Genomic DNA, 25,777 nt, shown 5'->3' with positions numbered 1-25,777 from the left:
CGGACGTCATGAGCGTGACGGGTATAACGGGCATGAGCGGAACGAGGGACACGGAGCGGTACCCCAGCCAGGGTCCGTGGCGGGACACGGCCCGGCGCTACGCGCTGCTGCCGCTGCGCATCTTCCTGGGCGTGACCTTCGTCTACGCCGGGTTCGACAAGCTGATGTCCGACACCTTCTTCAACGACAGCGCACCCGGCTCGCTGGTCGCCACCCTCAACGCGGTGCGCGGCTCCGCCGCGATCCCGGGCATGATCGACCTGGCCATGGAGAACCCGCACGGCTTCGGCTACGCCATCGCCGTCGGTGAGATCGCCGTCGGCGTCGGCACGCTCGTCGGCCTCCTCAGCCGGATCGCCGCCCTGGGCGGCGCGCTGATCTCACTGAGCCTGTGGCTGACGATGAGCTGGTCCACGCAGCCGTACTACTACGGAAACGACCTCGCCTACCTCATGGCCTGGCTGCCGCTGGTCCTCGCCGGCGCCCCGCTACTCTCCATCGACGCGATGATCGCCGGACGGCGCGGCCGGGGCCGGGGCGGTCTGGCCTGAGCGCCGGGCGGTCCGCCCCCGGAGCATCCGGGCGGCGGCCGAGCCGAGTGCCGCGAGCCCCAGACCCGCACAGGTCAGGGGCACCGCGGCCGTCGGGGTCAGCGACACCTCGCCCGCGGCGTCGAGCAGGAACACCGCGGCCAGTCCCAGCAGGACCAGCCCGGTCAACAGCGCCGAGGGCGCGAACGGATGCCGTCTCACGGGAACTGCACCACCTTCACCTGTCCGACGCCCACTTCCACGTCCAGCTCCACCGTGCCCTCGGACTTCCGTCCGTCCACCGGGCCCAGGGTCACCTTCCGGTCCAGCCCGGGCTGGACGTCGATGTCCTTCTCCTTCTCGCCCGGCAACTGCACGTCGCCCACGCCCACCTGGACGTGCATCCGCAGTGTGAGGTCGTCTGGGATCCTGACCACCAGCTGCCCCGCGCCGATCTGGGCCCGCGTCGCGACGGTGCGGCCGCCCGGCTGGAGCTTCGACAGGTCGAGCGTCGCCCGGCCGGTGCCCAGCTCGTACGCGTCCTGCACCGCCGAGAGCGTGGCGGGCGTCCATGTGCGCTGCTTCCAGTCGGTGCCGACCGACCGGGGCAGTGTCGTGGAGCCCACCAGCAGCGCGGCGGTCAGCAGCACCAGGAAGACGGTGCCGCCCCCGAGCCGCCCCCACCAGGTGCTCACCAGGAAGCCCAGACCGAAGACGGCCAGCGCGGAGCCGAGGCCGATCTGCACGCTGGTGGCCAGCGGCTCGGACGACCAGGACGCGGCGAGGCCGCCCGCGGCCGCGGCCGCCGCCAGGAAGAACACGAGCACTCCGAGCCAGGCGCCCTCGCGCCGTACCGCCCGGCGCCGGTCCCGCCACTCGCGGCGGTCGCGCTCCACGTCCGAGGGGCTGTCGTCCGGACCCCACAGGTAGCCGCCCGGCCCCGGAACCGGGGGCGCGTCCTCGACCGCGGTCTCCTTCCACCACGCCGCCGTGGCGGGCTGCGGCGGCGGCTGGGTCGGCGGCGGCGCGACCGGCTGCGCGGGCGCCTCGCTGGCCTGCCGGCGGTGCACCGACCAGTACACGGCGCCGGCGAAGGCCGCCAGCAGCCCCAGCGAGAAGGCCAGGTTCCCGCCGCTGCCCAGCATCGACAGGAACAGCCCGCAGCCGACCAGCGCGACGAGCACCGCCGTCAGCGCGGTCCCCTCGACCCGTCCCGACAGCAGCCGGTGCGCCTCGCTCTCGGTCTCCCCCTCCAGCGGGACGAGCAGCCACGCCAGGCCGTAGGCCACCAGCCCGAGGCCGCCGGTGAGTGCCAGCACACCGAGCACGATCCGGAAGACCACCGGGTCGATGTCGAAGTACCGTCCCGCGCCCTCGCAGACGCCGGCGATCACCTTCCGCTCGCGGCAGCGCGCCAACCGCCGGCCCGGCGGTGACCCGGCCGCCTCCGTCTGCGTGTACTGCTCCGTCATGGCTCCATGGTGGCGGTAGGGGAGGGGTGCCGGTATCCGGAACGACCCTGACCCCGCATGGGGGCCAACCCTGATACCCACCGTGCGCGAAACGTGTGACGATCGGGACATGCCAGCCGCCGGACCACCGACCAGCCCGCCCGACGGGGCGTCGTACTTCGCGCCGCCGGACCCGGCCGGATCCCCGGTCCGCAAGCTCTACCGCAGCTCCGAGGGCCGGATGATCGGCGGTGTCGCCCGCGGGCTGGCCGGGCACCTCGGACTGCCGGTGGCATGGGTGCGGGTGGTCTTCGTCGTCCTGGCCACCATCCAGGGCCTCGGCATCCTGCTGTACGCGGTCTTCTGGTTCGTGGTGCCGCTCGGCGTCGGCGGGGTCGTCGAGGCCAAGGAGCCGCGCGACGCCCGTTCCTGGCTCGCCGGACGCAGGCCCGACCGGGGCCAGATCGTCGCGCTCATCGCGCTCGCCATCGGCCTCGGCATCCTGCTGGACAACCTCAACCTCGGCAGAGCCAACGCCTATGTGTGGCCGCTGCTGCTGATCGGGCTCGGCGTCGCCCTGGTGTGGCGGCAGGCCGACAACGCCCGCCGGGCCCGCTGGGCCGAGCTGAGCCGCCGCAAGAGGCTGCTGCCCTTCGCGCGCGGCGCCGCCGGGGTGATCCTCGTCGGCGTGGGCGTGACGGGCTTCCTCGTCGTGCAGGGCTCGGTGAGCCACCTGGGCACCATCCTGCAGGCCGCGCTCGCCGTCCTGGTCGGGGTGGCCCTGATCGCCGGACCGTACCTCGTGCGCATGACCCAGGACCTGTCCGCCGAGAGGCTGGCCCGCATCCGCGCGCAGGAGCGGGCCGAGGTCGCCGCACACGTCCACGACTCCGTGCTGCACACCCTGACCCTCATCCAGCGGCACGCCGAGGACCCGCGCGAGGTCGCGCGGCTGGCCCGCGCGCAGGAACGGGAGCTGCGGGCCTGGCTCTACCGGCCCGAGGGCAACGGCAAGGAGGACGAGCCGGCCACCCTCGCCGAGGCGGTGCGCCGGGCGGCGGCCGAGGTGGAGGACGCGCACGGCGTCCCCGTCGAGGTGGTGTGCGTGGGCGACTGCCCGCTCGACGAACGCCTGGTGGCGCAGATGCAGGCGGCCCGCGAGGCCATGGTCAACGCCGCCAAGTACGGTGGGGACGAACCCGTGCAGGTGTACGCGGAGGTCGAGGAGAGCAGGGTCTTCGTATCGGTCCGCGACCGCGGCCCCGGATTCGACCTCGAGGACGTACCGTCGGACAGGATGGGCGTCCGGGAGTCGATCATCGGCCGGATGCGGCGCAACGGCGGCGAGGCGCGGCTGCGCTCCGCACCGGGCGGGGGGACGGAAGTGGAGCTGGAGATGGACAGGGCCCAGGGACCAGGGAGGTCGTCATGAGCACGGAACGACGCGTGAGGGTCGTCCTCGTCGACGACCACCGGATGTTCCGCACCGGGGTGCAGGCCGAGATCGGCGAGACCGAGCGGACCGGGGTCGACGTGGTCGGCGAGGCCGCCGACGTGGACCAGGCGGTCTCCGTCATCACCGCGACGCGGCCCGGCGTCGTCCTGCTCGACGTCCATCTGCCGGGCGGCGGCGGGGTGGAGGTCCTCAAGCGCTGCGCCGGGCTCATGGCCGACGCCGAACACCCCGTGCGCTTCCTGGCGTTGTCGGTCTCCGACGCCGCCGAGGACGTCATCGGGGTGATCCGCGGCGGTGCCCGCGGCTATGTCACCAAGACCATCACCGGCCCGGACCTGGTCAGTTCGGTGTTCCGGGTCGCCGACGGCGACGCCGTCTTCTCGCCCCGGCTGGCCGGCTTCGTCCTCGACGCCTTCGCCTCCACCGACGCCCCGCCGGTCGACGAGGACCTGGACCGGCTGACCCAGCGCGAGCGCGAGGTGCTGCGGCTGATCGCACGCGGCTACGCGTACAAGGAAGTCGCCAAGCAGCTCTACATCTCGGTGAAGACGGTCGAGTCGCACGTCTCGGCGGTGCTGCGCAAGCTGCAGCTCAGCAACCGGCACGAACTCACCCGCTGGGCGACCGCCCGCCGGCTGGTCTGAGGCCGCGCGGCGCGGGCGTCACGCCGGCCGTGCGGCGCCCGCGAAGGGCATCTGGTCGACCGGGGCGAGCTTGACGACGTCACCGGTGCGGGGGGCGTGGATCATCATGCCGTTGCCCACGTACAGGCCGACGTGGCTGATGCCCGAGTAGAAGAACACCAGGTCGCCGGGCTCCAGTTGGGAGCGGGAGACCCGGGTGCCCGCGTTGATCTGGGTGTACGTCGTGCGCGGCAGGGACACCCCGCCCGACCGCCACGCGGCCTGCGTGAAGCCCGAGCAGTCGTACGCCGAGGGCCCGGTGGCGCCCCAGACGTAGGGCAGACCGAGGGAGTCGTAGGCGAAGGAGACGGCGCGGGCGGCCCGCGCGTTGGGGGCGGCGGCCGGCGCCAGACCGGTACGGGATTCGGTGGCGGCGCGGCCGGCACGAGCCGGGTCGGCGGAGCCGTGGCCCCCGGAGGACAGCGCCTCGGCGCGCCCGTCGGCGGTGAGACGGCCGAGCAGCTGCCGTGCGGAGGCCAGGCGCCGCTCCACGGTGCGCTTGTGGCGGGCGAGTTCGGCGCGGGTGCGGCGCAGCTCCGCCAGTTCGCCCTCGGTCTCGGTGCGCAGCTGCTCGATGTCCCGTCGCTGGGCCGACAGCGCGCGCAGCGCGGCGTTCTGGCGGCTGCTCATCCGGTCCAGCATCCCGGCGCGCTCCAGGTAGTCGCCCGGGGAGGAGGCGAGGGCCAGCTGGACGGCGGGGTCGATGCCACCGCTGCGGTACTGGGCGGTGGCGAGGGAGCCGAGGCCGTCCCGGCTGCGGTTGAGGCGCTCGGTCCTGCGGGCGAGTTCGTCCTGGAGGCGCTCGATGCGCCCGGTGGCCGTGTCCGCCTTCTCCTTCGCGCCGTTGTACCGCTCGGTGGCCTGCTCGGCCTCCTCGTACAGCCGGTCCACCCGGGCCCTGGTCTCGTCCGCGGTCAGCCGCGGCTCGGCGTGCCCGGCCTCCCCGAACACCGTCATGGAGGCCGCGCCCGCCAGGGCGAGACCGGCGGCGGTGCGCGCGGTCGTGCCTGCCCGACCGCGATCCTTGGGCCTTCTGTGCGACGTCACGCGACGCCACTCCTTCCGGGCTGTCCGTACGTCCCCCGGCGGTCCGGCGGCGGGCGGACGGGGAGCCGTCCACCGCCGGACCTTCGGCGGGGGCGGCCGTGCCGGGGACGGGGTCCGCGCGGCAGTGGGGATCGGCCACCTGGGGCAGGACGCTAAACCTGGACGCCGCGAGGGGGCTCCGCACTGTGCGGGACTGGTCCGATTCGGCCGTGGACTGCCCACGGATGACCGCTGTTCGACGGGTGACCTGGTCACTTCCGGTCCGGCCGTGACCGATGTGACGGAAGAGTGCGACCTCGGTGCCGGGCGCTGATATGAGCCTGGCTAGGGTCCTGAGCCATGGACGTACTCATCAACCTGATCGTCGGCCTGCACATCATCGGCATCGCCGCGCTGCTGGGCGGCTTCCTCACCCAGATGAAGGCCATGGGCCGCGGCGAGGCCCGTTTCGTGCCGGGCATGCTGCACGGCGCCCTCACCATGCTGGTCACCGGCGCGCTGCTGGTCGGCCTCAACCAGGCCGACGACCAGCCGGTGAACCACATCAAGATCGGTGTGAAGCTCGCGGTCCTGGTGGTGGTCCTCGGCCTGGTCTACGTCAAGCGGGACGAGGAGAAGGTGCCGGCGGCGGCCTTCGGCACCGTGGGTGCGCTGACCGCCGCCAACATCTTCATCGCGGTGCTGTGGACCTGAGCCCGGCCATGGAGGGCCGGGCGGGGGCTCAGGCCATCCGGGCGTAGCCGTAGATCGGCATCTCCGTGATCGGGGCGATCTTCACCACGCTCCCGGTGTGGGGGGCGTGGATCATCTGGCCGCCGCCGATGTAGAGGCCGACGTGGGTGATGTCCGAGTAGAAGAAGACCAGGTCGCCGGGTTGCAGCTGGTCGGCGCTCACGCGGCTGCCGAAGTCGACCTGGTCGTAGGTGACACGGGGGATCGAGACGCCCGCCGCGCCCCAGGCGGCCTGGGTCAGGCCCGAGCAGTCGTAGGAGTTCGGGCCGGTGGCGCCGTACACGTACGGCTTGCCCAACTGGGCCCGCGCGAACTCGATCGCCTTGGCCGCCTTGGCGGCGTAGGTCCCGGACGCCGGGGCCGTCGAGCCCGAGGAGCCGGCGGACGAGCCCGACTCCCTCGCCGCCGCCTCCTGCGCGGCCTTCTCCTTGGCGGCGATCTCCGCGGCCTTCTCGGCGGCCTCCTCCTGGCGCTTCTTCTCCAGCGCCGCCAGCCGCGCCTTCTCCTGGGCGGTGAGGCTGTTCAGCAACTTCTGCGCCGCGGCGAGCTTCTGCTTGACCGCGGTCTTCTCCGCGTTCAGCCGCTGCTGCGCCTCGGTCAGCTTCTGCAGGCTCTCGACGGCCTCGGAGCGCTTGGCCGCCGTCTCGGCCTGCTCGGAGCGGAAGGTCTCCAGCGCGTGCTCCTGGCGGTCGGACAGGCGGTCCATCAGGTGCGCCTGGTCCAGGAACTGCTGCGGGTCGGAGGTGAGCAGGAAGGTCGTCGTCCCGTCCAGGCCGCCGCCGCGGTACTGCGCCGCGGCGTACTCGCCGATCGTGCGGCGGGCGGAGTTGAGCGTCTCGGTCTTGCGGGCCACCTGGTCGAGCAGCGCGTCGGCGCGCGTGCGCTGCCGCTCGGTCTGCTCCTTGGCGCCGTTGTAGCGCTCGGTGGCGGCCTCCGCCTGGTGGAAGAGCTTGTCGACCTGCGCCTTCACTTCGGTGATGGAGGGCTTGTCGGGTGAGGCGGGCGCCGCGCTCGCGCTCTCGCCGAAGAGGGTGACTGTCGCCAGTGCGGCGGTCGTGAGTCCCACCGCGGCCCGGGGGCCGGGGACGGTCAGCGCGCGCGGGCGCGGCTTGCGGTGCGTCGCCAAGTCAGGCGGCTCCTTCCGTGGACCGCCTACCGGGTTAGCTGTCGGGTTCGGGCTTCGGAAGGCCGCCCTACGGTCCGTGCGGGCGCGTCGCGCCCGTACCGACCGATTCACCCCAAGGTCGTGGGTCCCCGGCTCCGGCGGTCGCCGGACTCAGCGGAGGCGGTCCGTGACGGCACGGTCGCCGCCGCGTGGAGCGGACCGCCTGATCCGGCACGGTAGTCAACTGCGGGGGTCTGTGGGAACCCTGGTGTTCGAATTGTCCGCAATCATTTCGTGACCTTCACCATTCGGGGCCGTGAAGGGCCCTGTCCCGCCCGGTCGTGACGGGCAGGGGGCCGGACCGGGCGCGGTTCCGGCCGGACGGGCCGGACCGGGCGCGGGCCGACCGCGGCGCGCGCGGCGGCCGGCCCGGGACGGCGCCCGGGGCGTCCGGAGGGTACGGGCTCGGGCAAGCGGCGCAACGTTGTCCGTCCCACGGCCTAGACTCGGGAGGCGATGAGCAGCCTCTTTGACGACAGCTTCCTGGCCGGCCTCGAACCGAGGGAGGAGGAGCCCCCGCCGCCTCCCGAGGACGGGCCCGAGACGGTTCCCGACGACCTCTTCGAGGGGCGCTTCGACGCGCCCGTGGACCGGGACGCGTACTACCGCGACGGCGCCCCCCGCCCGGCGGTGGACCCGGCCGCGCTGCTCGAAGGCCTGAACGACGAGCAGCGCGCCGCCGTCGAGCACTCCGGCTCCCCGCTGCTCATCGTCGCCGGCGCCGGCTCCGGCAAGACCCGGGTCCTCACCCACCGCATCGCGTACCTGCTGGGCGCCCGCAAGGTGCACCCCGGCCAGATCCTGGCGATCACCTTCACCAACAAGGCCGCCGGGGAGATGAAGGAGCGCGTCGAGCAGCTGGTCGGCCCGCGCGCCAATGTGATGTGGGTCTCCACCTTCCACAGCGCGTGCGTCCGCATCCTGCGCCGGGAGTCCAAGAGGCTCGGCTTCACCTCCAGCTTCTCGATCTACGACGCGGCCGACTCCAAGCGCCTGATGGCGCTGGTCTGCCGTGACCTGGACCTGGACCCCAAGCAGTTCCCGCCGAAGTCCTTCAGCGCCAAGGTCTCCAACCTCAAGAACGAGCTCATCGACGAGGAGACCTTCGCCGACCAGGCCGAGAACCCCTTCGAGAAGAAGCTCGCCGAGGCCTACGCGATGTACCAGTCGCGGCTGCGCGAGGCCAACGCGCTCGACTTCGACGACATCATCATGACCACGGTCAACCTGCTGCAGGCCTTCCCGGACGTCGCCGAGCACTACCGGCGCCGCTTCCGGCACGTCCTGGTCGACGAGTACCAGGACACCAACCACGCCCAGTACACCCTGGTGCGCGAGCTGGTCGGCACGGCCGGGGACGCGGCCGAGGGCGAGGAGCCCGCCGAGCTGTGCGTGGTCGGTGACGCCGACCAGAGCATCTACGCCTTCCGCGGCGCCACGATCCGCAACATCCTCCAGTTCGAGGAGGACTACCCGCAGGCCCGCACCATCCTGCTGGAGCAGAACTACCGCTCCACCCAGAACATCCTGACCGCGGCCAACGCCGTCATCGAGCGCAACGCCTCGCGCCGGCCGAAGAACCTGTGGACCGAGGCCGGACAGGGCCCGGTCATCACCGGTTACGTCGCCGACCAGGAGCACGACGAGGCCCAGTTCATCGCCGACGAGATCGACCGGCTCACCGACGCCGGGGACGCCCGCCCCGGTGACGTGGCGGTCTTCTACCGGACCAACGCGCAGTCCCGTGTCTTCGAAGAGGTCTTCATCCGCGTCGGCCTGCCCTACAAGGTCGTCGGCGGGGTCCGCTTCTACGAGCGCAAGGAGGTCCGGGACGTCCTGGCCTACCTGCGCGTGCTCGCCAACCCCGAGGACACCGTCCCGCTGCGCCGCATCCTGAACGTGCCCAAGCGCGGCATCGGGGAGCGCGCCGAGGCGATGGTCGACGCCCTGGCCTCGCGCGAGCGGATCTCCTTCGCCGCCGCGCTGCGCCGGGTCGACGAGGCCTTCGGCATGGCCGCCCGCTCGCTCAACGCCGTCAAGCGCTTCAACGAGCTGCTGGAGGAGCTGCGCACCGTCGTCGACTCCGGCGCCGGGCCCGCCACCGTCCTGGAGGCCGTGCTGGAGCGCACGGGCTACCTGGCCGAGCTCCAGGCCTCCACCGACCCGCAGGACGAGACCCGCATCGAGAACCTCCAGGAACTCGCGGCGGTCGCCCTGGAGTTCGAGCAGGAGCGCACCGAGGAGGAGCCCGGCACGCTCGCCGAGTTCCTGGAGCGGGTCGCGCTGGTCGCCGACTCCGACCAGATCCCGGACGACGACGAGGGCGGCGGCGTCATAACGCTGATGACCCTGCACACCGCCAAGGGCCTGGAGTTCCCGGTGGTCTTCCTGACCGGCATGGAGGACGGGGTCTTCCCGCACATGCGCGCGCTCGGCCAGACCAAGGAACTGGAGGAGGAGCGGCGGCTCGCCTACGTCGGCATCACGCGGGCGCGGCAGCGGCTGTACGTGACGCGGTCCACCATGCGCAGCGCCTGGGGCCAGCCCTCGTACAACCCGGCCTCGCGCTTCCTGGAGGAGATCCCGGAGCCGCTCATCGAGTGGAGGCGCACGGGCGCCTCCGCGGCACCCTCCGCCTCGGTGTCGGCGGCGGCCTCGATGCTGTCGCGTTCCTCCTCCAAGAGCGGCCCCTCCGGTTTCGCGACGCGGCGCACCCAGGACCGCCCGGTCATCTCGCTGGCGGTGGGGGACCGGGTCACGCACGACACGTTCGGGCTGGGAACGGTCGTCGGGGTCGACGGCAGCGGGGACAAGGCCAAGGCGGTCATCGACTTCGGCGACGAGCGGCCGAAGGTGCTGCTGCTGCGGTACGCGCCGGTGGAGAAGCTCTAGCCGGGTCCGGGTCCGGGTCCGGAGCCGGGTTGGGGCCTCGGCCCGGCCCGGCCCGGGGAGCCGGGGGTTCAGCGCGGGTCGACCCCGTGGTTCAGCAGCCACTGCAGCGGGTCGACGGCTGAGCCGCCGGCGGGACGCACCTCGAAGTGGAGGTGCGGCCCGGTGGAGTTGCCCGAATTGCCGGAATAGGCGATGACGTCGCCGGCCTTGACCGAGCCCGAGCGGATCTTGGTGCTGCTCAGATGGCAGTACCAGGTCTCGGTGCCGTCGGGGGCGGTCACTATCGCCATGTTGCCGTAGGCGCTGTTCCACTGGGTGCGCACGACGCCGTCGGTCGCGGCCATCACCGGCGTGCCGTAGTTCACCGGGAAGTCGATGCCGGTGTGGACGGACATCCAGTTCACGCCCGCCTGGCCGAAGTAGGCGCTCAGGCCGTGGTTCTTGACCGGGAGCATGAACTTGGGGCGCAGCTGCTCCTTGAGGGCCGCCTGCGCCGCCTTCTTCGCGCGCTCCTGGGCCTGGCGCTCCTTGAGGTCGATGCGCTCCTGGCTGCGGCTGGCGCGGTCGGTGAAGTCGTCGACGTCCCGGTTGACCCCGGCGAGCTGCTGGTCGAGCTTCGTGGTCGGGGCATCGACCGCATCCGGGGCGCCGTCGGCCTGGGTGCGGCTGCTGTCGGCGGCGTCCTCGGTGTTGACGGTGACGGCGGCCGCGCAGGCGACGCCCATCACCGCCACGGAAGGGACGGCGACGGTGAGCAGGGCCGAGCGCCGGGCCGGGCGGCGCCTGCGGTTCCCGCCGCCGCTTCCGCCGCGCGGGCGCGGCAGGACGGCCGCGGGGGCGTCTTCCGCGGAGTCGTGCTCCGGTTCCGGCTCGGCGGCGTCCTCGGTGCCGTCGTAGGACCCGGGCTCGTAGTGCTCGTCCTCGTAGTGCTCGGCCTCGTGGTGCTCCGGGGCGTAGGCCTCGGTCCCGTACCGCTCCTGCTGCTCGTACGCGGCGGGCTCGGGCGCGTGGCCGTGGGCGGCCTCGGGCTCCCCGTAGGCGGCGTGGACGGCCGTGTGCGCGTACTGCGTGTAGTCGTAGGCCGCCGTCGGCTGCGGCTGCGAGGGGTCCAGGTACCAGGTGCCGGTGACCGTGCCGGTGTGGTCGCCGTAGTCGGCGGTCTGCCCCGAGGGCCAGTGGCCGGTCGCCGTGGTGCCGGCGGTGGTGTCGTACGAGACGGTGGCGTAGGAGCCCGTGTCGTAGGCCGGGTAACCCTGGCAGGAGCCGAAGAGGGGATCGTCATTCGCGTGAGCGGCGCCCGTGGGCGCGTACGAGGCGTCGGAGTGGCCCTCGTACCCATAGCCGCTGTACTCGGGGGCGTACCCCGCCGGATGACGGTCGTTCACCGCTTCTCTTTCGCCTCGGCAGCAGGAGAATTAGCGGCGACTGTATCCCCCAGCGGGCGACGCCCACAATCTTCGGCGGGATTCAGGGGTCCCCGATGCCTTGTGTTCGATTGCCTTTCGATGCTTATGGGGGCAAGGCCGTCAGGCGGCGTCCACGGCTCCCGCCGCCAGTTCCTCTCCCAGCAGCGCCTGCCGGATGCCCGCGGCGATGGCGGCGTGGACCGGCATGGTCAGATGCCCGACCCCCGCGACATGGACGTTGCGGGCGATGAGGTCCGGGTGGTCGAGCCGGGCGGCCTCGACGGGGCTCATGAGTTCGTCCAGATCGCTCCAGAACGCCACGAAGCGGGAGCGGCAGCCGGGCGCCGGCTTGGCCAGCTCCTCGATGAGGTCGGAGTTGGGCCGCATCTGGCGGACGATCGGGTGCGGGTTCAGCAGCGGCGCGGCCCGGGTCCCGGCGTGCGGGGTGCCCAGGGTGACCACGGTGCGTACCCGTGTGTCGCCGCCCAGGCGCTGGGCGTAGTAGCGCGCGATGAGTCCGCCGAGGCTGTGACCCACGATGTCCACCTGGTGGTGCCCCGTCTGCTCGCAGATCTGTTCGACGTGGCGTCCGAGGAGGGCCGCCGCCGTACGGATGTCGCAGGTCAGCGGCGAGTAGTTGAGCGCCTGCACATGCGGCCAGCCGTGCCGCCGCAGCGACCGGCGGAGCATCGCGAACACCGAACGGTTGTCCACGAAGCCGTGCAGCAGGAGCACCGGGGGGTGGCTCCGGCCCGCGGTGGGGAGCCGGGGCGGGTCCTCGGAGTCACCGGCCGCCGGCTGCGGCCCGCGTTCCTGGAAGATTCCGGTCGGGTAGAGGAAGACATGACCGGTCAGGATGGCGATCTCGATCGCCGCGGCTCGTACGTAGGCCGCCTGGCGTACCAAGCGGTCTCCGACACCGAAAGACAGGACGCCCATGGCCTACCTCCCGTGGGCACACGAAGACGGCCCTGTCCCCCGTGCGCCGAGAACGCGACGGCCCGCGTCGCCTGCTGAACGAAGGACGACCACGGGCCGAACGCGTTTCTAACGTGAACGTGTCCCATGTGTGATTTCCCCCTCGGGGCCCTTCGTGAAACTGTCCGCACGGGGGATGCTGGCGATAACGTTCGTTCACACAAGTGCCCGCTGAGCGCAGCAATCGTGTATGGAGGCAGTGATGGGAGTGTCCGGACCGATCCGTGTGGTGGTCGCCAAGCCGGGGCTGGACGGTCACGACCGCGGGGCCAAGGTCATCGCGCGGGCGCTGCGGGACGCCGGCATGGAGGTCATCTACACCGGCCTCCACCAGACGCCCGAGCAGATCGTGGACACCGCGATCCAGGAGGACGCCGACGCCATCGGCCTGTCGATCCTCTCCGGAGCCCACATGACGCTCTTCGCCAAGGTGATCGAGCTGCTCCGCGACCGTGAGGCCGAGGACATCAAGGTCTTCGGCGGCGGGATCATCCCGGAGGACGACATCGCCCCGCTGCGCGAACTGGGCGTGGCCGCGATCTTCACCCCGGGTACGCCGACCACCGACGTCATCACCTGGGTGAACGACAACATCCGCCATCCGGCCGAAGCCTGACCGTCGCGGACGGTGGTGCGGGCGTCCCCCGCACCGCCGCCGGCGGGCTTCACGGCGGCGGACGGCGGCGCGACGGCCGCCTGATCAGGCCAGCTCCGCGAGCATCGTGGCCCGCAGCCGCAGGGTGCCGACCAGTCGCTGGAAGGCCTCCGCCCAGTACGCTCCGGCGCCCGGCGAGGTGTCGGCGGACTCCGCGGGCACCGCGGCCAGCGGGGCCGCCCGGTCGGCCTCAGCCGGGTCCATGCAGCGCTCGGCCAGGCCCATCACCCCGCTGAAGCTCCACGGGTAGCTGCCCGCGTCACGCGCGATGTCCAGGGCGTCCACCACCGCCGCCCCCAGCGGCCCGGCCCAGGGCACGGCGCAGACCGCCAGCATCTGGAACGCCTCCGACAGTCCGTGCGCCGCGATGAACCGGGCCACCCACTCCGCCCGCTCCGGGGCCGGGAGGATCGACAGCAGCTTCGCCGGGTCCCCGACCGGGCTGACCGCCGTCGCGGGAGCCGGGGCGGGGCCCAGCAGGGCGCGCGCCCAGGCGGCGTCCCCCTGGCGCACGGCCGCCCGGCACCAGGCCGCGTGCAGATCCGCCTGCCAGTCGTCGGCGACGGGCAGCGCGATGACCTCCTCCGGGGTCCGGCCCCCGAAGCGCTCCCGCCAGGTGACGAGCGGCGCAGCATCCACCACCTGGCCGAACCACCACGCCCGCTCCCCGCGCCCGGCCGGGGGTATCGCCACCACACCGTCGCGTTCCATGGCCGCGTCGCACTCGTAGGGCGCCTCCACGCCGATACGTCCCACCGTCGGGTCCCACGCGACGCACGTCCTGGCCCGTGCGGCCATCCGGGCGGCGAGGGCGGAGCCGGGGAGGGCCGACAGCAGCTCCGCGGCGGTGGCCCGCACATTGCGACTGCGGTCGGTGAGGGCCTGCTCCAGGAACGGTTCGTCCTGCGGCGACAGGCCCTCGCGGAGCGAGTCCAGGAACATCAGCCGGTCCTCGGCGCGCTCGGCGGCCCATCCCGAGCGCAGCAGCTCCAGCGCCCGGCGCGGGTCGCGGGCCCGCAGCCGGCCCAGCAGCGCCACCCGTTCGGCGAAGAGCCCCTCCTCCCACAGCGTCCGCACGGCGCCCGGGTCGCCGGTGTCCGGGACGACACCGGGTGCCCCGGCGCGCAGCGCGAAACGCCAGTCCGCGTTCAGCTCCGCCAGCCACAGCCCGCGCGGTCCCGCCAGGGCCAGGGCGTCGGGCCGCAGGTCGGTGCGCGCGCGGGCGGCGTCCAGCAGCGCGGGCAGCAGTTCCGGCGGGGCGGACCAGCCGCGGGCAACGGCCTCGGCGAGCCACTGGGGCAGCAGCTCGGCGAGGTTGGGGGCGGCGCCGCGCCGGCTGCCGCCGCCGCCGGCCGAGCGGTCCGCCAGCAGCAGGGACAGGCGCCGTCGCGCCGCCTCGGGCAGCGGTGGCCGCGGGTCGTGGGGTGCCGTGGCCGGCCGCGCCCCCGCCGTGGCCGTCCGCACCCCGGCGCGGCGCCGCACGACGGCGAGCGCGGCGGCGTCCAGCAGCTCCTCGGGTGTGCCGCCCCTGCGGCCGGTGCCGAGGAGCGCGGTGCCGACCAGTTCGGCCCAGGTCGTCGTCATCGGTCCCCCTTCAGTCGTCATCTCCACGCGGCCGCCCGCGGGGATCCCGCCGGGATCACCCCGTCAGCGGCACCGGCACCGGCTCCGCGGCCGTGCCGGCCCAGGCCGTGCACGGACGGAAGCCCTGGTGCCCCAGCTCGCCGAACACCGTCACCGGGTGGCCGCCGGAGACCGCCGCGAGGCGCCACAGCCCCGCTCCGGCACCGGAGCCGCCCGCCGCGACCGGGACGGCGTCGCTCCCGTCCGCGTCCGCCACCTGCCAGCCCGCCCCGCCGGGTATCGGCACGACACCGGCGAGCACGACCGGCCAGGCGTCCAGCCATGGATCGCCGGCCGCGGCCTGCCCGTACGTGTCGAGCGCCGCCGCCACCGGTACGCCCGGCGGCACGCGGCCCGGCAGGGGCGCGCCGTGCCGCGGCCCGAGCACCGCCCGCAGTGGGTGGGCCGCCGGATGGAAGGCCAGCTCCGCGTCGAGGCCGAGGCCGACCGGCAGCGCGGGCTCCGGCGCCCTGCCCGCCGCCCCGAAGGACAGCAGCAGCGCGGCACGGCCGGTGGCCTCCCCGTACAGCCAGGTCCTGCGGGTGGTGAGACGGTCGTCGGCCGTGTCCTGCCGCGCCAGGACCAGCCATCGGTCGCGCACCGTGGGCCCGGCGAGGAGTTCCGCCGAGTCGACGGTGAAGCCGACCCGGGACCGGACGGTGGCCGCCAGCGGCGCGGGGAGAGCCTCCTGCCGCAGGCAGCCCCTGGCCAGCAGGTGCAGCAGCGCCGTCTCCTCCAGCAGCCGCGACGGCCAGTCGCCCCCCGCCCCCGCGAGCGCGCCCAGCTCGCGCACCCGCGTGGCGAGACCTGGGGCCTGGGCGTCGACCATGCGCGCCGCCGTCTCCTCCCACGGCCGGTACCCCTCGCGGTCCGCGCCCGCCAGGCCTCCCCGCAGCAGGTCCGCCAGCCGCCGCTCCAGCTCCGTCGCCCCGGCGGCCACCCGCTCCGCCCGGCGCTCGGCCCGCCTGCGCGCCGCCTCCCGGTCACCGCCGGACGGCCCGCGCCCGCCGCGCTCCGTCCGTTCCCCCCGCGCGCGGCGCGAGTCCAGCCATGCGGTGACCCAGTCGGGCCGGCCGCCCCCGTGCGCGGCCGGCCCCACCTCGCCCCCGGCCCACAGGAGAAGCAGCGCGAGCACGTGCGCGCACGGGGACGTGCGGCCGGGGCAGCTGCACCCGAAGGCGGGCCCCGCCGTGTCGGCCACCGCCCGGTACGGGGAGCTGCCGCCGCCCGCGCACGACCCCCACACAGCGGTGCCCGAACTCCCCGTCCCGGACCATCGGGCAGCCGTCGCCAGGCCCTTCCCGGCCTCGCGTGACGACGTGTCGGACGCGAGTGCCAGGACCTGGTCGGCCGTCCACCGCTCCGCCCGCCGTCCATCCGTCCCGTTCATGGCCACGACGCTACGGGCAGGCACTGACAAACCGCCCTGAGCTGCGGCTTCCTGACGCGCGAACGGGATTGTCAGTGGGGTGCGCGATGGTGGGAACGCGGACGCCCCGAGGGGGCTGACGGGGCGTCCGCGCCATCGGCTCCATGGGAGAACAGGGGAGAACCATGTCCGTGGACACCGCACTCCGGCCGCATGCCGAAGACGCGTTCGCCCATGAGCTCAAGGCTCTCGCGGCGGCCGACGACCGGCCGCGCCCGGCCCGGTGGAACCTGTCGCCGTGGGCGGTCGCCACGTACCTGCTCGGCGGCGAGCTGCCCGACGGCACGGTCGTCACCCCCAAGTACGTGGGTCCGCGGCGGATCGTGGAGGTCGCGGTCAGCACGCTCGCGACCGACCGGGCGCTGCTGCTGCTCGGCGTCCCGGGCACCGCCAAGACCTGGGTCTCCGAGCACCTCGCCGCCGCCGTCAGCGGTGACTCCACGCTGCTCGTGCAGGGCACCGCGGGCACCCCGGAGGAGGCCGTCCGCTACGGGTGGAACTACGCCCGGCTGCTCACCGGCGGCCCGAGCCGGGAGGCACTGGTCCCGAGCCCGGTCATGCGCGCGATGGCCGAGGGGCGCATCGCCCGCGTGGAGGAGCTGACCCGCATCCCCGCGGACGTCCAGGACACCCTCATCACCATCCTCTCCGAGAAGACCCTGCCGATACCGGAGCTGGGCACCGAGACCCAGGCGGTGCGCGGGTTCAACGTGATCGCGACGGCCAACGACCGCGACCGCGGCGTCAACGACCTGTCGAGCGCGCTGCGCCGGCGCTTCAACACGGTCGTGCTGCCGCTGCCCGCGACCGTGGAGGAGGAGGTCGACATCGTCAGCCGCCGTGTTCGCCAGCTGGGGCGCTCGCTGGAGCTGCCCGCCGCCCCGGAGGGCGCGGACGAGATCCGGCGGGTGGTCACCGTCTTCCGCGAACTGCGCGGCGGGGTCACCGCCGACGGGCGCACGAAGGTGAAGTCCCCCTCCGGCACCCTCTCCACAGCCGAGGCGATCTCCGTGGTGACGAACGGACTCGCCCTGGCGGCGCACTTCGGCGACGGTGTACTGCGCGCCGGGGACATCGCCGCGGGGATCCTCGGGGCGGTGGTGCGCGACCCGTCCGCCGACCGCGTGGTCTGGCAGGAGTACCTGGAGACGGTGGTCCGCGAGCGGGAGGGCTGGAAGGACTTCTACCGTGCCTGCCGTGAGGTGACGCCGTGACCGCCGCGGACGGGGTGGCACTGCTGGGGGTGCGGCACCACGGCCCGGGGTCGGCCCGCGCCGTGCGGGCCGCGCTCGACCGGCTGGAGCCGCGGATCGTGCTCGTCGAGGGCCCGCCGGAGGCCGACGCGGTGCTGGGGCTCGCCGCCGATCCCGGGATGCGGCCGCCCGTCGCGCTGCTCGCCCACGTGGTGGACGAGCCGTCCCGGGCCGGCTTCTGGCCGTTCGCCGAGTTCTCCCCCGAATGGGCGGCGATCCGCTGGGCGGCCGGACACGCGGTGCCGGTGCGGTTCATCGACCTTCCCGCCGCGCACTCGCTCCTGCTGCGCGACGAGAGTGAGGCTCCGCACGGACCAGGGGCACGAGGGGAAGGAGAGGAAGGAGAAGAAGGGGAGGGGGGAGAAGAGGAAGCCGGAGCGGCGGACGCGCGCATCGACCCGCTCGCCGTGCTGGCGCGGACGGCCGGCCACGACGATCCGGAGCGCTGGTGGGAGGACGCCGTCGAGCACCGCGGCGGGGACGGCGAGGGGGACGGCGACCCGCTGGCCGCGTTCGGGGCGCTCGCCGAGGCCATGGGTGTGCTGCGCGAGACCTACGGAGACGGGGGACACCGGGGGGACGCGGTGCGCGAGGCCCACATGCGGCTGCGGATACGGGAGGCGCGCCGCGCGCACGAGCGGGTGGCGGTGGTGTGCGGGGCCTGGCACGTGCCCGCCCTCGCCCGTACGGGCGGTGTCACAGCCGACCGGGCCCTGCTCAAGGGCCTGCCCAAGGCGAAGGTGGAGGTCACCTGGGTGCCCTGGACGCACCGCAGGCTCTCCCGGGCCGGTGGCTACGGGTCCGGCATCGACTCGCCCGGCTGGTACCGCCATCTGTTCACCTCGCCCGACCGGCCCGTCGCCCGGTGGATGACCAAGGTCGCCGGCCTGCTGCGCGAGGAGGACCTCCCGGTCTCCTCCGCGCACGTCATCGAGGCGGTACGGCTCGCCGACACCCTCGCGGGCCTGCGCGGCCGCCCGCTGCCCGGGCTCGGCGAGACCACGGACGCGGTACGGGCGGTGATGTGCGACGGATCGGACGTTCCGCTGGCGCTGATCCGGGACCGGCTGGTGGTGGGGGACGTGCTGGGCGAGGTCCCGCGGGGCGCGCCCGCGGTGCCCCTCGCCCGCGACCTGGCACGCGAGCAGCGCAGGCTGCGGATGAAGCCGGAGGCGGCGGAGAAGGAGGTGGACCTGGACCTGCGCAAGGACACCGACGCCGCACGCAGCCGGCTGCTGCACCGGCTGGGGATGCTCGGGATCGACTGGGGGCGGCCGAGCCGGTCCCGCACGGCCGCCACCGGTACCTTCCGGGAGAGCTGGCGGCTGCGCTGGGAGCCGGAACTCGCGGTGGCGGTCGCGGAGGCAGGGGTGTGGGGCACCACGGTGGAGTCCGCGGCGGGCGCCCGGGCCGAGGACGCGGCGGTGAACGCGCGGGCGCTCGCCGAGCTGACGGGCCTCGCGGAACGCTGCCTGCTCGCCGGGCTGCCGGACGCCCTGCCGACGGTGATGCGGGTGCTCGCCGACCGGGCGGCGCTCGACACGGACGTCGCGCACCTCGCGCAGGCACTGCCCGCGCTGGTGCGCTCGCTGCGCTACGGGGACGTTCGGGGCACGGACGCGGGGGCGCTGCGCGAGGTCGCCGGGGGACTCGCGGAGCGCGTCTGCGTCGGGCTCCCGCCCGCCTGTGCGGGGCTCGACGCGGACGGCGCCGCCGAGATGCGCGGTCATGTCGTGGAGGTGCAGCAGGCCCTGGTCCTGCTCGGCGACGACGCGCTGCGCGACCGCTGGGCCGGCGTGCTGCGGAAGGTGGCCGTGCGGGACCGCGGCATACCGGGGCTGCTGCGCGGCAGCGCCGCACGGCTGCTCCTCGACGACGCCCGCCTGGAACCCGGCGAGGTGGCCCGGCTGATGGGACTCGCACTGTCGTACGGTACGGCGCCCCAGGAGGCGGCCGCCTGGGTCGAGGGCTTCCTCGCCGGGGGCGGCATGCTGCTGGTCCACGACGAGCGGCTGTTCGCGCTGGTCGACGGCTGGCTGACCGCGGTGCCCGCGGCGGCCTTCGACGACGTGCTCCCGTTGCTGCGGCGCACCTTCGGCGGCTTCGACCCGGGGGTGCGGCGCACGGTGGGGGAGCTCGTGCGGCGCGGCCCGGGAGGCGGGGGCGCGGGTGGCGCCGCGGGGGAGGGCCTGCCGGGCTTCGCCCCGCGGCTCGACGAGGAGCGGGCGGAGGCGGCGCTGTCCACCGTGCGGCTGCTGCTGGGTCCCGGCGGAGCGGACGGGGGTCACGCGTGAAGGACACCGACGAGGGCACGGGTACGGGCGAGCGCCCGGGCAAGGGTGCGGACGCCGACGAGCGGCTGCGCCGCTGGCGGATGGTGCTCGGCGGCGGGCCCGCCGACGGCACAGGGCGGCGCCTCACGGGCCGGGACGCCGCGATGGACCAGTCGCTGGAGGCGGTGTACGGCGCCGCGCCGCGCGGCGACGGCGGGGCACCACCCCCGCGGAGCGGCGGCCTGGGCGGCTCGGCGCCGCAGGTCGCGCGCTGGCTGGGGGACATCCGCAGGTACTTCCCCGGCAGCGTCGTGCAGGTGATGCAGCGCGACGCCGTCGACCGGCTCGGGCTGTCCGCGCTGCTGCTGGAACCGGAGATGCTGGAGGCGGTGGAGCCCGACGTCCACCTGGTCGGCACGCTGCTCTCGCTGAACAAGGCGATGCCCGCGACGACGAAGGAGACGGCGCGTGCCGTCGTCCGCAAGGTCGTGGAGGACCTGGAGCGGCGTCTGGCGACCCGGACCCGGGCCGCCCTCACCGGCGCGCTGGACCGTTCGGCCCGGGTGGACCGCCCCCGGCACCGGGACATCGACTGGGACCGCACGATCCGTGCCAACCTCCGCCACTACCTGCCCGAGCACGGCACGGTCGTGCCCGAGCGGCTGATAGGCCACGGCCGCGCCTCGAAGGCGGTGCGGAAGGACGTCGTGCTCTGCATCGACCAGTCGGGCTCGATGGCGGCGTCCGTGGTCTACGCGTCCGTCTTCGGCGCCGTGCTCGCCTCCCTGCGCAGCCTCGACACCCGGCTCGTCGTCTTCGACACGGCGGTCGCCGACCTGACGGAACATCTGGACGACCCCGTCGACGTGCTGTTCGGCACCAGCCTCGGCGGCGGCACCGACATCAACCGGGCGCTGGCCTACTGCCAGTCGCTCGTCAGCCGGCCCGCCGAGACCGTCGTCGTCCTCGTCAGCGACCTGTACGAGGGCGGCATCCGCGACGAGATGCTCAAGCGGGTCGCCGCGATGAAGGCGTCCGGCGTGCAGTTCGTGGCGCTGCTGGCGCTGTCGGACGAGGGCGCGCCCTCCTACGACCGCGAGCACGCGGCGGCGCTCGCGGCACTGGGGGTGCCCGCGTTCGCCTGCACCCCGGACCTCTTCCCCGAGGTGATGGCGGCCGCCGTCGAGAAGCGGCCGCTGCCCGTGCCCGAGGCCGGCGGGTGACCCCGGGCCGGGCGGACGGCAGCGGCTCGGTCACGCTCGGTGAGCGTTCCCCTCCGGCCGGACGCCGCCGGGACGGCCGTCCGCAGGGCGCCGGCGGCGCTTGCGCTGTCAAGGGAAGCCCCCCGTTCGGCTGGTCTGTGACCGTTCTCACCGCTCCCGCGCCACCTCCGATTTACCCGTGCCGCCCGTGCGGCGATAACCTGCGAGACGGACATGCCGCGTGCTCGGCCGCCGTGTGCGCCCCCCGTACGACCGTTCGTAGGGTTCGTTACGAAGACGTCAGCGACGACCGCCCCCGGCACGCACGCAGACAACGAACCGCGATTACCAAGGACGGACGCGCGTGGACCTGTTCGAGTACCAGGCGAGGGACCTCTTCGCCAAGCACGGTGTACCGGTGCTGGCCGGTGAAGTCATCGACACGCCTGAGGCGGCGCGCGAGGTCGCGGAGCGACTCGGTGGCAAGGCTGTCGTCAAGGCCCAGGTGAAGACCGGCGGCCGCGGCAAGGCCGGCGGCGTGAAGGTGGCGTCGGACCCCGAGGACGCGGTCGCCAAGGCCGGTCAGATCCTCGGCATGGACATCAAGGGCCACACGGTCCACAAGGTGATGCTGGCCGAGCTGGCCCCGGAGATCGCCTCCGAGTACTACGTCTCCTTCCTCCTCGACCGCGCCAACCGGACCTTCCTGGCGATCGCGTCCGTCGAGGGCGGTATGGAGATCGAGGAGGTCGCGGCCACCAACCCCGCGGCCGTCGCCAAGATCCCGGTGGACGCCATCGAGGGCGTGACCCCGGCCAAGGCCCGCGAGATCGTCGAGGCGGCCGCCTTCCCGGCCGACGTCGCCGACCAGGTCACCGAGATCCTGCAGACCCTGTGGAAGACCTTCCTCTCCGAGGACGCGCTCCTGGTCGAGGTCAACCCGCTCGCCAAGGTCGCCGACGGCCGCGTCATCGCGCTCGACGGCAAGGTCTCCCTGGACGAGAACGCCGACTTCCGCCAGCCGGAGCACGAGGCGCTGGTCGACCACGCCGCCGCCAACCCGCTGGAGGCCGCGGCCAAGGCCAAGGGCCTCAACTACGTCAAGCTCGACGGCGAGGTCGGCATCATCGGCAACGGCGCGGGTCTCGTCATGAGCACCCTGGACGTCGTCGCCTACGCCGGTGAGGGCCACGGCAACGTCAAGCCCGCCAACTTCCTCGACATCGGTGGTGGCGCCTCCGCCGAGGTCATGGCCAACGGTCTCGAGATCATCCTGGGCGACGCGGACGTCAAGTCCGTCTTCGTCAACGTCTTCGGCGGCATCACCGCCTGCGACGCGGTCGCCAACGGCATCGTCCAGGCCCTGGAGCTGCTGAAGTCCAAGGGCGAAGAGGTCACCAAGCCGCTCGTCGTCCGCCTGGACGGCAACAACGCCGAGCTGGGCCGGCAGATCCTCACCGACGCCAACCACCCGCTGGTGGAGCAGGTCGACACCATGGACGGCGCCGCCGAGCGCGCCGCCGAGCTGGCTGCGAAGTAAGGGACAGGTCACCACATCATGGCTATCTTCCTGACCAAGGAGAGCAAGGTCATCGTCCAGGGGATGACCGGTTCCGAGGGCACCAAGCACACCCGGCGCATGCTCGCCTCGGGTACCAACATCGTCGGCGGCGTGAACCCGCGCAAGGCCGGCACCAGCGTGGACTTCGACGGCACCGAGGTGCCGGTGTTCGGCTCGGTCGCCGAGGCGATGGAGAAGACCGGTGCCGACGTCACCGTCATCTTCGTCCCGCCGAAGTTCGCGAAGGACGCGGTCATCGAGGCCATCGACGCCGGCATCGGCCTCGCGGTCGTGATCACCGAGGGCATCGCCGTCCACGACACCGCCGCCTTCTGGGCGTACGCGGGCAGCAAGGGCAACAAGACCCGGATCATCGGTCCCAACTGCCCCGGTCTGATCACCCCCGGACAGTCCAACGCGGGCATCATCCCGGCCGACATCACCACCTCCGGCCGCATCGGCCTGGTGTCGAAGTCCGGCACGCTGACCTACCAGATGATGTACGAGCTCAGCGACATCGGCTTCTCCTCCGCGGTCGGTATCGGTGGTGACCCGATCATCGGCACCACCCACATCGACGCGCTGAAGGCGTTCCAGGACGACCCCGACACCGACCTGATCGTCATGATCGGCGAGATCGGCGGCGACGCCGAGGAGCGTGCCGCGGCCTTCATCGCCGAGCACGTCACCAAGCCGGTCGTCGGCTACGTCGCGGGCTTCACCGCGCCCGAGGGCAAGACCATGGGCCACGCCGGCGCCATCGTCTCCGGCTCCTCCGGCACCGCCCAGGCGAAGAAGGAGGCCCTCGAGGCCGCAGGCGTCAAGGTGGGCAAGACCCCGTCGGAGACGGCCCGCCTCGCGCGCGCCATCCTCCAGGGCTGATCCCCGCCTCCGTACGGAGGCAGGCACGCGGGCCCGCTCCCCTCGGGGAGCGGGCCCGCGGGCGTGTGCGGGGACCGGCGGCCGGGCGGTGACGCACCCGGACGGGGCGCGGCACCGCTCAGGGAGCGGGGGCGGAGGTGCGCTGTCCGGCCGGGTGGCGGTCGGCCGCGACCCGGTCGGACAGCGGCCCGAAGACCAGCCCGACCGCGGTCACCAGCGCGATCAGCAGCGTCGCCCCCACGGCGCCCACCGTGCGGATGCGCAGCCACTGCTCGCTCAGCTCGCGCACCATGGCCGCCGGGAACTCGGGCTGCGGCTGCTCGTCCAGCAGGTCGCCGAGGCGGACCGCCGCCGCCTCGCCGAGGACCTCGCGTCCGCGGACGATGCGCCGCCTGGTCATGGAGGTGGTCGCCAGGCTCTCCGCCGCGGTGCGCCGCAGGCTCAGCCCCAGGCCGTCGTGGAGCAGCACGGCGTGCCGGGTGCCGCGCGGCAGCCGCTGGAACGGGCTGCGCTCCCGTGGCGGTGTGCGGAACCAGGGCAGCAGCTGCTGCCAGGGCGCGAGGGCGTGGTGGTGCGCCTCCGCGCGGATCCACCCGGCCGGGTCGGGGTCGACGGCGACCTCGGGCCACCGCTGCCAGGCCAGGTCGAAGGCGCGGTGCACGGCGTGCCGGGCCAGCGGCATGCTCCCGGTGAGCAGTTCGACCTGGCGGAGCAGGGCGGGGGCGTTGCGGGTGTACAGCCCGTCGAAGGCGGCCTGGGCGGCCTCGGCGATCCGTACGGCCTCGACCGCCGGGTCCTGCGCCGGCGCCTCCGGGAGTGCCTGCCCGCCGCGCGGGGCGGGCGCGGACCCGGACGCCGGGTCGGCCGGGCGGGAGCCGGGGCCGGGGTCGCGGGGGGCGCCGGCCACCGCGGGCTCCGGCCGCTCCGCGGGCGCGGCGGACTCCCCCCGACCGGCCGCTCGTGCGGCCCGGGGGTCCTGCGCGGCGTCGCCGTCCTTCGCGGACTGGTGGCGCCTTCGCTTCTTGACGGCCTTCGCGGCCTTCGTGGTGGGTGTGCGGCTCATGCGATCGACCACTCGGATCGAATGAAGAAACGCATAACGCCATATTCCGCGACACGACGGGCATTCGCATGCTGCCACGTCGAAAGGGGGTGTTCTTGGCAGCATGAGATCCGTGAGTGCCGCAAGCGCCCTGAGTCACGCCGTGCGCCGGATCCGGGCCGCCCACGCGACCCTGCGCACCTCCGAATCGGCCCCCGCCTTCACCGGCGGCGTGGTCGCTGCGGGCCTGGGCCTGGGCGGCTTCGCCATGCTCGTGCTCTTCCTGTGGGTCGTCTCCCCGTTCCCGGACAGCGGACTGGACGGCGCCCTGCACGTCGCCGCGGACTGCTGGCTGCTCGCCCACGGGGGCGACCTCGTGCGCACCGAGACCCTCTCCGGGGCCGCCGCCCCCATCGGCGTCACGCCGCTGCTGCTCATGGCGTTCCCGGTCTGGCTGCTGTACCGGGCCGGGGCGGACGCCGTCGTGCCCGCCTCGGACGGCAAGGTCGCGCGGTCCGCCGTCGCCTGGCTGATCGGCGGATACCTCGCGGTGGGCGCCGGGGTGGTCGTCTACACCTCGTACGGGCCGGTGCGCAGCGACGCCCTCGCCGCGGCGCTGCACCTGCCCGTCGTCGCCGCCCTCGCGGCGGGTGCCGGGGCCTGGGCGGAGCGGGGGCGGCCGCGGATCCCGCTGCCCGGCCGGCTGTCCCGGGTGACCGCGGCGGTGACGGTGCCGGTGCGCGAGGTCGTGGCCGTGCTGCGTTCGGCGGCGGCGGGCGTCTGCGTCCTCGTCGCGGGCGGCGCGGCGCTCACGGTGGTGACCCTGGCGCTGCATCCCGGCGCCGCGGGGGCGTCCTTCACACGGCTCAGCGAGGCGCTGTCCGGGCGCCTGGCGGTGCTGGCGGTGGCGGTCGCGCTGATCCCGAACGCCGCCGTGTGGGGAGCGGCCTATGCGCTGGGCCCCGGTTTCGCGCTCGGCACCGAGGCCGTGGTGCGTCCGGCCGGGGTGGTGGGGGAGCCGGTGCTGCCGGACTTCCCGCTGCTCGCGGCGCTGCCCCAGGCCGGCCCGGGGACGTCGCTGACCTGGGCGGCACTGGTCGTGCCGGTGCTCGCCGGGGTCGCGGTGGGGTGGCTCGCCGTCGATCGCCGGGAGCCGTGCGGCCTCGGGCGCACCGCGGCCCACGCGGCCCTGGGCGGGCTGGCGTGCGGGATCGCCATGGCACTGCTCACCGGGTTCGCGGCGGGGCCGTTGGGCACCGGGGCGCTGGAGGAATTCGGGCCGTCATGGTGGCTCGTCGGGGGCATGGCGGCCGGATGGACGGCGACCGCCGGCACGCCGACGGCCCTGCTGGTGCGCTGGGTGCGGGTCCGCCGCGCGTCCGCCGGGACGGAGAGCGGGCGGGCGGAGGCCCCTGAGGCGGAGAGCCCGAGGACCGAGACCCCGAAGGCGGAGGCCCCGGAGTCGGAGGGCCGCGCGACGGCCGACGCCGCCCCGTCGGAGGCCTGAGCCTCCGCCC

The 25,777-nt window shown here is 74.0% G+C and carries 21 protein-coding genes and 1 riboswitch; of the genes, 12 read left to right on the top strand and 9 right to left on the bottom strand.

What is annotated here, in order from left to right; genetic code table 11:
* Positions 1-32 precede the first annotated feature (32 nt).
* A complete protein-coding gene (locus tag PV342_RS16305; RefSeq protein ID WP_400799160.1) occupies positions 33-551 on the top strand; it encodes a DoxX family protein in 519 nt (172 codons plus the stop codon).
* On the opposite strand, the gene PV342_RS16300 is transcribed toward PV342_RS16305, so the two are convergent.
* Both PV342_RS16300 and PV342_RS16295 read right to left on the bottom strand, forming a co-directional pair.
* Positions 489-752 carry a hypothetical protein gene (locus PV342_RS16300; protein ID WP_400799157.1) on the bottom strand — a complete coding sequence of 88 codons (264 nt, stop codon included), beginning with the start codon at positions 750-752 and terminating at the stop codon, positions 489-491. The genes PV342_RS16305 and PV342_RS16300 overlap by 63 nt on opposite strands.
* Positions 749-2,002, bottom strand: coding sequence for a PspC domain-containing protein (locus PV342_RS16295; RefSeq protein WP_386991444.1), 1,254 nt, complete (start codon positions 2,000-2,002; stop codon positions 749-751). Before PV342_RS16295 ends, PV342_RS16300 begins: the two co-directional genes overlap by 4 nt.
* 109 nt (positions 2,003-2,111) lie before the next feature.
* Between PV342_RS16295 and PV342_RS16290 the strand changes: the two genes are divergently transcribed.
* Complete coding sequence (locus PV342_RS16290) at positions 2,112-3,413, top strand: ATP-binding protein (RefSeq protein WP_018561202.1); 1,302 nt, start codon at positions 2,112-2,114, stop codon at positions 3,411-3,413.
* Positions 3,410-4,081 carry a LuxR C-terminal-related transcriptional regulator gene (locus tag PV342_RS16285; protein ID WP_018561203.1) on the top strand — a complete coding sequence of 224 codons (672 nt, stop codon included), beginning with the start codon at positions 3,410-3,412 and terminating at the stop codon, positions 4,079-4,081. Before PV342_RS16290 ends, PV342_RS16285 begins: the two co-directional genes overlap by 4 nt.
* An 18-nt stretch (positions 4,082-4,099) precedes the next feature.
* Here the strand turns inward: PV342_RS16285 and PV342_RS16280 are convergent, their stop codons facing one another.
* The gene (locus PV342_RS16280; protein WP_500317590.1) at positions 4,100-5,167 is read right to left on the bottom strand and encodes a C40 family peptidase; all 1,068 of its coding nucleotides are present in this window, start codon (positions 5,165-5,167) and stop codon (positions 4,100-4,102) included.
* Positions 5,168-5,506: 339 nt separating this feature from the next.
* Between PV342_RS16280 and PV342_RS16275 the strand changes: the two genes are divergently transcribed.
* The gene (locus PV342_RS16275; protein ID WP_400799149.1) at positions 5,507-5,860 is read left to right on the top strand and encodes a hypothetical protein; all 354 of its coding nucleotides are present in this window, start codon (positions 5,507-5,509) and stop codon (positions 5,858-5,860) included.
* Between the two features lie 28 nt (positions 5,861-5,888).
* Here PV342_RS16275 and PV342_RS16270 read toward each other — a convergent pair whose 3' ends face one another.
* Positions 5,889-7,025, bottom strand: coding sequence for a C40 family peptidase (locus tag PV342_RS16270; protein ID WP_400799146.1), 1,137 nt, complete (start codon positions 7,023-7,025; stop codon positions 5,889-5,891).
* Between the two features lie 8 nt (positions 7,026-7,033).
* Positions 7,034-7,191: riboswitch (cyclic di-AMP (ydaO/yuaA leader) on the bottom strand.
* Between the two features lie 329 nt (positions 7,192-7,520).
* Here PV342_RS16270 and pcrA point away from each other — a divergent pair.
* Complete coding sequence (pcrA, locus tag PV342_RS16265) at positions 7,521-9,956, top strand: DNA helicase PcrA (RefSeq protein ID WP_500317587.1); 2,436 nt, start codon at positions 7,521-7,523, stop codon at positions 9,954-9,956.
* Positions 9,957-10,024: 68 nt separating this feature from the next.
* On the opposite strand, the gene PV342_RS16260 is transcribed toward pcrA, so the two are convergent.
* Together PV342_RS16260 and PV342_RS16255 are read right to left on the bottom strand one after the other, a co-directional pair.
* Entirely contained in the window at positions 10,025-11,341 is a 1,317-nt protein-coding gene (locus PV342_RS16260; protein ID WP_500317585.1) for a M23 family metallopeptidase, read from the bottom strand.
* Positions 11,342-11,482: 141 nt separating this feature from the next.
* On the bottom strand, positions 11,483-12,301 hold the full coding sequence (locus tag PV342_RS16255) for an esterase/lipase family protein (protein ID WP_500317584.1): 819 nt from the start codon (positions 12,299-12,301) through the stop codon (positions 11,483-11,485).
* A gap of 241 nt (positions 12,302-12,542) precedes the next feature.
* Here PV342_RS16255 and icmB point away from each other — a divergent pair, with 241 nt between their 5' ends.
* Positions 12,543-12,956, top strand: a complete 414-nt coding sequence (gene icmB / locus PV342_RS16250; RefSeq protein WP_018561210.1) for a coenzyme B12-dependent isobutyryl CoA mutase small subunit — start codon at positions 12,543-12,545, stop codon at positions 12,954-12,956.
* 84 nt (positions 12,957-13,040) lie between these two features.
* Here the strand turns inward: icmB and PV342_RS16245 are convergent, their stop codons facing one another.
* Positions 13,041-14,579 carry a DUF5691 domain-containing protein gene (locus PV342_RS16245; RefSeq protein ID WP_500317583.1) on the bottom strand — a complete coding sequence of 513 codons (1,539 nt, stop codon included), beginning with the start codon at positions 14,577-14,579 and terminating at the stop codon, positions 13,041-13,043.
* Between the two features lie 55 nt (positions 14,580-14,634).
* The gene (locus PV342_RS16240) at positions 14,635-16,008 is read right to left on the bottom strand and encodes an SWIM zinc finger family protein (protein ID WP_500317581.1); all 1,374 of its coding nucleotides are present in this window, start codon (positions 16,006-16,008) and stop codon (positions 14,635-14,637) included.
* 164 nt (positions 16,009-16,172) lie between these two features.
* Here PV342_RS16240 and PV342_RS16235 point away from each other — a divergent pair, with 164 nt between their 5' ends.
* The 5 genes from PV342_RS16235 (at position 16,173) to sucD (ending at position 23,218) form a co-directional block, all read left to right on the top strand.
* A complete protein-coding gene (locus tag PV342_RS16235; protein WP_018561213.1) occupies positions 16,173-17,261 on the top strand; it encodes an ATP-binding protein in 1,089 nt (362 codons plus the stop codon).
* Positions 17,258-19,594 carry a DUF5682 family protein gene (locus tag PV342_RS16230; RefSeq protein ID WP_500317579.1) on the top strand — a complete coding sequence of 779 codons (2,337 nt, stop codon included), beginning with the start codon at positions 17,258-17,260 and terminating at the stop codon, positions 19,592-19,594. Before PV342_RS16235 ends, PV342_RS16230 begins: the two co-directional genes overlap by 4 nt.
* Positions 19,595-19,674: 80 nt before the next feature.
* Positions 19,675-20,796, top strand: coding sequence for a VWA domain-containing protein (locus PV342_RS16225; protein ID WP_396347091.1), 1,122 nt, complete (start codon positions 19,675-19,677; stop codon positions 20,794-20,796).
* Positions 20,797-21,139: 343 nt separating this feature from the next.
* Positions 21,140-22,315 (top strand): ADP-forming succinate--CoA ligase subunit beta, encoded by a 1,176-nt coding sequence (gene sucC / locus PV342_RS16220; protein ID WP_018561216.1) that lies wholly within the window; start codon positions 21,140-21,142, stop codon positions 22,313-22,315.
* Between the two features lie 18 nt (positions 22,316-22,333).
* On the top strand, positions 22,334-23,218 hold the full coding sequence (gene sucD, locus PV342_RS16215) for a succinate--CoA ligase subunit alpha (protein ID WP_018561217.1): 885 nt from the start codon (positions 22,334-22,336) through the stop codon (positions 23,216-23,218).
* Between the two features lie 118 nt (positions 23,219-23,336).
* Here sucD and PV342_RS16210 read toward each other — a convergent pair whose 3' ends face one another.
* Positions 23,337-24,281: an RNA polymerase sigma factor gene (locus tag PV342_RS16210; RefSeq protein WP_400799128.1), complete on the bottom strand. Its 945-nt coding sequence runs from the start codon at positions 24,279-24,281 to the stop codon at positions 23,337-23,339.
* Between the two features lie 112 nt (positions 24,282-24,393).
* Here PV342_RS16210 and PV342_RS16205 point away from each other — a divergent pair, with 112 nt between their 5' ends.
* Positions 24,394-25,767 (top strand): cell division protein PerM, encoded by a 1,374-nt coding sequence (locus tag PV342_RS16205; protein ID WP_500317577.1) that lies wholly within the window; start codon positions 24,394-24,396, stop codon positions 25,765-25,767.
* Positions 25,768-25,777: the final 10 nt, after the last annotated feature.

The sequence above is a fragment of the Streptomyces sp. PA03-3a genome, assembly GCF_033792735.1.
Classification (GTDB): Bacteria; Actinomycetota; Actinomycetes; order Streptomycetales; family Streptomycetaceae; genus Actinacidiphila.
This window is presented reverse-complemented; position numbering and strand designations above follow the sequence as displayed.